Origin of the sequence: Amycolatopsis vastitatis (genome assembly GCF_002234595.1) — a bacterium.
GTDB classification, from domain to species: Bacteria; Actinomycetota; Actinomycetes; order Mycobacteriales; family Pseudonocardiaceae; genus Amycolatopsis; species Amycolatopsis vastitatis.
Window position 1 is genome coordinate 1 of record NZ_NMUL01000105.1, and the last position, 7,429, is coordinate 7,429.

Here is a 7,429-nt window from a genome sequence, read left to right on the forward strand (position 1 = left end):
GCGCTTCACCGCCCCGATGGTGATGATCAGCGACCGCCCCACCGAGGCCAACGACCCGGCCACTGGGAAGGCGACCTGATCATCGGCGGGGACGGCGCATCAGCCATCGCCACCCTGGTGGAACGTGCCACCCGCTACGTGCTGCTGATCCACCTCGGTGGCTCCCACACCGCCGAGCACGTCCGCGACGCCCTCGTCACCACCGCCGCGACGCTGCCGCAGCAGCTGACCCGCTCGCTGACCTGGGACCAGGGCAGCGAGATGAGCCGCCACCACGAGTTCAGCATCGCCACCGGCATCCCGGTCTACTTCTGCGACCCACACTCACCCTGGCAACGCGGCTCCAACGAAAACACCAACGGGCTGCTCCGCCAGTACTTCCCCAAAGGCAGCAACCTCGCCATCCACAGCCCCGGAGAGCTGGCCGCCGTCGCCGCCCAGCTCAACCGCCGCCCACGCAAAACGCTCGGCTGGGACACCCCAGCCGAGCGCCTGGCTAAACTCCTGGCCAAAGCCAGTTGATCACCTGTGTTGCAACAACCCCTGGAATCCGCCCGCTGTGGGGGCCCTTCTCTCGTCTTCAGCGGGTCTTGTCGAGGCGGGAAAGCGCTTCTTCGTACCCGGCGACCAGTTCGGCGACGACGTCGGCGACCGGCCGCACCCGGTTCATCCGGCCGACGATCTGCCCGACCGGCATCGACACCACACTCGGGTCGTTCGCCGCGTGGATCCGGTTGTGGGCGTGGGAAACGAGCAGGTTCTGCAGCGGCATCGGCAACGGCTCGGGCGCGTCCGGCGAGGCCCACGCCTCCGTCCAGCGGGTCTTGAGCAGCCGGGCCGGCTTGCCGGTGTAGATCCGTGTCCGCACGGTGTCGGACGACGACGCCGCGACGAGCGCCTGCTGCATCGCCACCGACTCGCCCATCGTCTGCAGGTACTCCTCGGTGGCGAGCCACATCGAGCCCATCCAGACGCCGGACGCGCCAAGTGCGAGCGCCGCGGCCACCTGGCGGCCGGAACCGATCCCGCCCGCGGCGAGCACCGGCACGTCGACGGCGTCGACGATCTCCGGCACCAGCACCATGGACGCGATCTCGCCGGTGTGCCCGCCGGCCTCGTAGCCCTGCGCGACCACGAAGTCGACGCCGTTTTCGACGTGCCGCACCGCGTGTTCGGCCTTCCCGGCGAGCGCCGCCACCGGCACACCGCGATCGTGGCACTGGCCGATCACGTCCGCCGGCGGCGAGCCGAGGGCGTTGGCGATCAGCTTGATCGGGTGGTTGAGCGCGACCTCGACGTGCGACCGGGCGACCGAGTGCAGCCAGCCGAGCACCCCCGCGCGTTCGTCGGTGTCGTCCGGCAGCGGCGGCACCGACAGCTCCTTCAGCACGCGGTCGACGAACGCGCGGTGGCCGTCCGGGATCATCTTCGCCAGGTCGACCTGGGTGCCCTCGGCGGGCACCTTCGCCGGCATGACGATGTCGACGCCGTACGGTTTCCCGCCGGTGTTCTCGTCCATCCAGGTGAGCACCCGGTCGAGCTCGGCGGCGTCGTTGAACCGCACGCAGCCGAGCACGCCGAGCCCGCCGGCGCGGCTGAGCGCCGCGGCGACGTGCTCCGACGGGGTGAACCCGATGATCGGCACGTCGATGCCGAGCCGGTCGCACAGGGGTGTCCGCACGTGTTGTCCTCCTCAGACGGGCTGGGCCGCGGCCGGTTCGTGCTCGGCGGCGTAACGCTGGGCCCACGGGTAGTCCGGCTTGCCGCTGGGCGAGCGGCCGATCTCGCCGGTCAGCCAGATCGTGCGCGGCACCTTGTAGCCGGCGATTTCGCCGCGGACGTGCTCTTCGAGCGCGGCGAGGTCCGGTTTCGCGCCCTCGCGGAGCTGGACGACGGCGGCGACGCGCTGGCCGAGCCGCTCGTCCGGGACGCCGATGACGAGCGCGTCGAAGACGTCGGGGTGCGACTTGAGCGCCCCTTCGACCTCTTCCGGGTAGACCTTCTCGCCGCCGGTGTTGACGCACTGGGAACCGCGGCCCAGGAGCGTCACGGTGCCGTCCTCTTCGTAGCGGGCGTAGTCGCCCGGGACGACGTACCGGGCGCCGTCGACCTCGACGAAGATCTTCTTGCTCTTCTCGGGATCGCCGTAGTAGCCGAGTGGGACGTGCCCGCGCCGGCCGATCAGCCCGACCGCGCCGGGCTTCCGCTCGACGACGTTGCCGTCGTCGTCGAGCAGGATCGCGTCCTTGCCGAAGTTGACCCGCGGGCCGGCACTGTGGTCGGAGTCCTTGCCGACCATGCCGATCCCGGTGAAGCCGCTCTCCGACGAGCCGATGGCGTCGGTGATCACGGCGTTCGGCAGCAGCGCGACGAACTCCTGCTTCACCGACTGCGAGAACAGCGCGGCGTGGCTCGACACGGCGACGATCGACGAAGCGTCGTAATTCCCTTCGCGATACGCCTCGATGAGCGGGCGCGCCATCGCGTCGCCGACGATCGTGAGGACCTGGACCTTGTGCTCCTGCACGGCTTTCCAGATCTCGTGGGCGTCGAAGCGCGGCACGAACACCACCGGGCTGCCGGTGAACAGCGCGCCGAACGCGGCCCACTGCGCGGCGCCGTGGATCAGCGGCGCGGCGGGCAGCCGGGTCAGGCTCCCGGCCTTGCCCTGCTCGGCGAGCGTCCACTCGTCCGGGATGTACTCGCCGGTGACGAAGTTGATCCCGCCGCCGAGCGCGCGCCAGACGTCCTCCTGCCGCCAGAGCACGCCCTTCGGGTAGCCCGTGGTGCCACCGGTGTAGAGGATGTAGAGGTCGTCGTTGCTGCGTTCCTCGAAGTCACGCTCGGGGCTCTGCGCTTCGAGGGCGGCTTCGTAGTCGACGCCGCCGTAGGTTTCGTAGTCGCCGTCAGTGCCGTCGTCGATCACGACAACGTGTTTCAGTTTCGGCGCCTCGGGCAAGACCGCGGCGACCTTGTCGGTGTAGCTGCGTTCGTGCACGAGCGCGACGATCTCGGCGTCGTTGAAGAGGTAGACGAGTTCGCCGTGCACGTAGCGGTAGTTGACGTTGACGGCGATGGCGCGCAGCTTGTACGCCGCGACCATCGCCTCCAGGGCCTCGATCGAGTTGCGGGAATAGACCCCGATGTGGGACCCGCGTCCCACGCCGTGCGCGGCGAGGTGGTGGGCGAGCCGGTTGGCCCGCGCCTCCAGTTCGGCGAAGGTGACCCGCCGGTCGCCGCACACGACCGCGACGCGCTCCGGCACGGCGTCGACGGCGTGCTCCAGAAGATCCGCGATGTTGAGTGCCACGCCCTCAAAGTAGAACATGTTATCGTTCTGGGCAATGGCACTGCTGCTTCGGGAGGATTTGACGTGGCTGAACCGCACGCGCTGGTCTCACAGGAGGGGCAGACGCTCGTCGTCACGATGAACCGGCCCGAGGCCCGCAACGCGATCACCGGCGAGATGATGTCGATCATGGTCGACGCCTGGGACCGGGTCGATTCGGACGACTCGATCCGCAGCTGCATCCTCACCGGCGCGGGTGGGGCGTTCTGCGCGGGGGCGGACCTGAAGTCGATGTCCCGCAACTCCCCTTCGGAGTCGTTCGCGTCGGGCAAGTTCGACCCTTCGCGCATCCCGGGGCTCTTGAAGGGCCGCCGCCTGACGAAGCCGCTGATCGCGGCGGTCGAGGGGCCGGCGATCGCGGGCGGGACCGAGATCCTCCAGGGCACGGACATCCGCGTGGCGGGCGCCTCGGCTCGCTTCGGGGTGTCCGAGGCGCGGTGGGGCCTGTTCCCGATGGGCGGTTCCGCGGTGCGGCTGGTGCGCCAGATCCCGTACACGGTGGCCGCGGACATCCTGCTGACGGGCCGTCACATCACCGCCGAGGAGGCGCTGGCGATCGGCCTGATCGGTCATGTGGTGCCCGATGGCGAGGCGCTTTCGAAGGCTCTCGAGCTGGCCGCGTTGATCAACGCGAACGGGCCGCTGGCGGTGCGCGCGATCCTGCGGACGATCCGGGACACCGAGGGGCTCCACGAGGAGGAGGCCTTCAAGCTGGACTCGCAGTACGGGATCGAGGTCTTCGCGTCGGAGGACGCGAAGGAGGGGCCGCGGGCCTTCTCGGAGAAGCGGAAGCCGGACTTCCGAGGACTCTGACGCCGCTGACCTAGAACGCGTTCCATGGGAATCAGACGGACCCGCGGAGGAACCTTGTCGGTAGAACAAGAACATGTTTCACTCAACGACGTGACCGAGACACCACTAGCGGCACCGCTGAACGTCGGCTTCGACTACACCCGCTCGACCGGGCCCGTCCTCGGCCGGTTCGTCACCGCGCTGCGCGACCACCGCATCGAAGGCATCCGCGGCAGCGACGGACGCGTGCACGTCCCGCCGGTCGAGTACGACCCCGGCACCGCCGAACAGCTCAGCGAGTTCGTGCCGGTCGCCGAAGAAGGCACCATCGTCTCGTGGTCCTGGTGCCCGGAACCGCTCGACGGCCAGCCGCTGAACCGGCCGTTCGCCTGGGCGCTCGTCAAGCTCGACGGTGCCGACACCGCCATGCTGCACGCCGTCGACGCCGGATCGCCGGAGAAGATCCACAGTGGACAGCGGGTGCGGGTGCGCTGGGCCGACGACACCGTCGGGCACATCCGGGACATCGCCTACTTCCTGCCCGTGGACGCCGAGGACACCACGCCCACCGAACCCGCTCCCCCGGTCGCCGAACGCGAAGAGGGCGCGCCGGTCAGCGTGATCATCACTCCGGTGCACCTCAAGTACATGCACTCCGCGTCACCCGAGGAAAGCCGCTACCTGCGCGGGCTCGCCGAAGGCAAGCTGATCGGCCAGCGCTGTCCCGCCTGCGGCAAGGTCTACATCCCGCCACGCGGAGCCTGCCCGACCGACGGCGTGCCGACCACCGACGAGGTCGAACTGCCCGACACCGGCATCGTCACGACGTTCTGCATCGTCAACGTCCCATTCCTCGGCCAGCGGATCAAACCGCCGTACGTCGCCGCCTACATCCTGCTCGACGGCGCGGACATCGCGTTCCTGCACCTCGTGCTGGGGTGCGCCGCCGAAGACGTCCGGATGGGCCTGCGCGTGCGCGCCGCGTGGAAGCCGCGCGAGGAGTGGTGGACGTCGCTGGAGAACATCAGCCACTTCGAGCCGACCGGTGAGCCGGACGCGGCTTACGAAACCTTCGCCCACCACCTGTGAGGTCCTGATGCCAGACGTCGCGATCGCCGGCTTCGCGCAGGCCCCCAACGTGCGCGAAACGCCGGGCACCACCAACGGCGTGGAGATGCTCGTCCCCATCTTCGCCGAGGTGTTCAAGCAAACCGGATTGTCCAAACAGGACATCGGCTTCTGGTGCTCCGGCTCGTCGGACTACCTCGCCGGGCGCGCGTTCTCCTTCATCGCCGCGGTCGACGCGATCGGCGCGTTCCCGCCGATCCACGAGTCCCACGTCGAAATGGACGCCGCCTGGGCGCTGTACGAAGCCTGGCTCAAGATCAAGATGGGCGAGGTCGAGACCGCGCTCGTCTACGGCTTCGGCAAGTCCAGCGCCGGGCAGCTGCGCCGGGTGCTCGCCCTGCAGCTCGACCCGTACGTCGTCACGCCGCTCTGGCCGGACTCGGTTTCGATCGCCGGGATCCAGGCGCGGCTCGGCCTGGAGGCGGGGCTCTGGTCCGAAAAGGACCTCGCCGAGGTCGCCGCGCGCGGCTCCGGCAAGGACGTCGCGGAGCTCCTCGACACGCCGTACTACGCCGATCCGTTGCGCAGGCACGACATCGCGCCGATCACCGACGGTGCCGCCGTCGTCGTCCTGTCCACTGTGGAACGCGCGCGGGACATCGTCGACCGCCCGGCGGTGATCGCCGGCATCGAGCACCGCGTCGACTCCCCCGTGCTCGGCGCCCGCGACCTGACCCGGAGCCCGTCCACCGAGGCCGCGGCGAAGGCACTGGACCTCGACGGCGCCGACCTCGCCGAGCTGCACGCGCCGTTCACGCACCAGGAGCTCATCCTGCGGACCGCGCTCGGGCTCGGCGACGGCGTGAAGATCAACCCCTCCGGCGGGGCGCTGGCCGCGAACCCGATGTTCTCCGCCGGGCTGGCCCGCATCGGCGAGGCGGCGGCCCGCATCCACAGCGGCGAATCCCGCAAGGCCGTGGCGCACGCGACGAGCGGCCCCGCCCTGCAACAGAACCTGGTGACCGTGCTGGAGGCCCGATGACCAAGCAGCTCACCGCCGTGCTCGGCACCGGCCAGACGCACCACCGCGCCAAGCGGCAGGACGTCTCGATGCCGGGCCTGCTGCGCGAGGCGATCGACCGCGCGATGACCGACGCCCAGGTCGAATGGGCCGACATCGACGCCGTCGTGCTCGGCAAGGCGCCGGACCTGTTCGAGGGCGTGATGATGCCCGAGCTGTTCCTCGCCGACTCGCTCGGCGCGACCGGGAAACCGCTGCTGCGCGTGCACACCGCCGGTTCGGTCGGCGGCTCGACGGCACTGGTCGCGGCGTCGATCATCCAGTCGGGTGTGCACCGGCGCGTACTCACGGTGGCGTACGAGAAGCAGTCCGAGTCGAACGCGATGTGGGGCCTGTCGATCCTGCCGCCGTTCCAGATGCCGGTCGGCGCCGGCGCGGGCGGCTACTTCGCGCCGCACGTGCGCTCCTACATCCGCCGGTCGGGCGCGCCCGAGCACGTCGGGGCGATCGTAGCGGCGAAGGACCGGCGCAACGGCGCCCTGAACCCGTTCGCCCACCTGCGGCAGCCGGACATCACCGTCGAGTCGGTGCGGGCGTCGCAGATGCTGTGGGACCCGATCCGCTACGACGAGACGTGCCCGTCGTCCGACGGCGCGTGCGCGATGGTGCTCGGCGACGAGGCCGCCGGGGACGCCGTCGAAGGCGGCGCGGCGTGGATCCACGCGACGGCGATGCGCACCGAGCCGACCACGTTCGCCGGCCGCGACCAGGTGAACCCCCGGGCGGGCCGGGAGGCCGCGGCCGCGCTGTGGGCCGAGGCGGGCATCACCGACCCGATGTCCGAAGTGGACGTCGCCGAGATCTACGTGCCGTTCTCGTGGTTCGAGCCGATGTGGCTGGAGAACCTCGGCTTCGCGCCCGAAGGCGAGGGCTGGAAGGTCACCGAGAAGGGCGAGACGGCGATCGGCGGACGGCTGCCGTGCAACCCCTCCGGCGGGGTGCTCTCGTCCAACCCGATCGGCGCGTCCGGCATGCTGCGGTTCTCCGAAGCGGCCAAGCAGGTCATGGGCCGGGCCGGGGACTACCAGGTGGACGGCGCGCGCCGCGCACTCGGGCACGCCTACGGCGGCGGGTCGCAGTACTTCTCGATGTGGCTGGTGGGCTCGGAGAAGCCCGGGTCGTGAGTGAATAACAGTGGG

The 7,429-nt window shown here is 70.1% G+C and carries 6 protein-coding genes and 1 pseudogene; 5 read left to right on the top strand and 2 right to left on the bottom strand.

Features of this window, described 5'->3' with window-relative positions:
* A pseudogene (locus tag CF165_RS49520) lies at positions 1–522 on the top strand (IS30 family transposase); the annotation flags it as partial.
* A gap of 58 nt (positions 523–580) precedes the next feature.
* Here CF165_RS49520 and CF165_RS49525 read toward each other — a convergent pair.
* Together CF165_RS49525 and CF165_RS49530 are read right to left on the bottom strand one after the other, a co-directional pair.
* Positions 581–1,681 (bottom strand): NAD(P)H-dependent flavin oxidoreductase, encoded by a 1,101-nt coding sequence (locus CF165_RS49525; RefSeq protein WP_093954536.1) that lies wholly within the window; start codon positions 1,679–1,681, stop codon positions 581–583.
* A 12-nt stretch (positions 1,682–1,693) separates the two neighbouring features.
* A complete protein-coding gene (locus CF165_RS49530; RefSeq protein ID WP_205661253.1) occupies positions 1,694–3,310 on the bottom strand; it encodes an acyl-CoA synthetase in 1,617 nt (538 codons plus the stop codon).
* 63 nt (positions 3,311–3,373) lie between these two features.
* Here CF165_RS49530 and CF165_RS49535 point away from each other — a divergent pair, with 63 nt between their 5' ends.
* The 4 genes from CF165_RS49535 to CF165_RS49550 all read left to right on the top strand — a co-directional run bounded on the left by CF165_RS49535 (position 3,374) and on the right by CF165_RS49550 (position 7,414).
* Positions 3,374–4,162 carry a crotonase/enoyl-CoA hydratase family protein gene (locus CF165_RS49535; RefSeq protein ID WP_093954538.1) on the top strand — a complete coding sequence of 263 codons (789 nt, stop codon included), beginning with the start codon at positions 3,374–3,376 and terminating at the stop codon, positions 4,160–4,162.
* Between the two features lie 90 nt (positions 4,163–4,252).
* Entirely contained in the window at positions 4,253–5,230 is a 978-nt protein-coding gene (locus CF165_RS49540; protein WP_093954539.1) for a Zn-ribbon domain-containing OB-fold protein, read from the top strand.
* Positions 5,231–5,237: 7 nt separating this feature from the next.
* Positions 5,238–6,251 (top strand): thiolase family protein, encoded by a 1,014-nt coding sequence (locus CF165_RS49545; RefSeq protein WP_093954540.1) that lies wholly within the window; start codon positions 5,238–5,240, stop codon positions 6,249–6,251.
* Entirely contained in the window at positions 6,248–7,414 is a 1,167-nt protein-coding gene (locus tag CF165_RS49550; RefSeq protein WP_093954541.1) for a thiolase family protein, read from the top strand. Before CF165_RS49545 ends, CF165_RS49550 begins: the two co-directional genes overlap by 4 nt.
* Positions 7,415–7,429 lie beyond the last annotated feature (15 nt).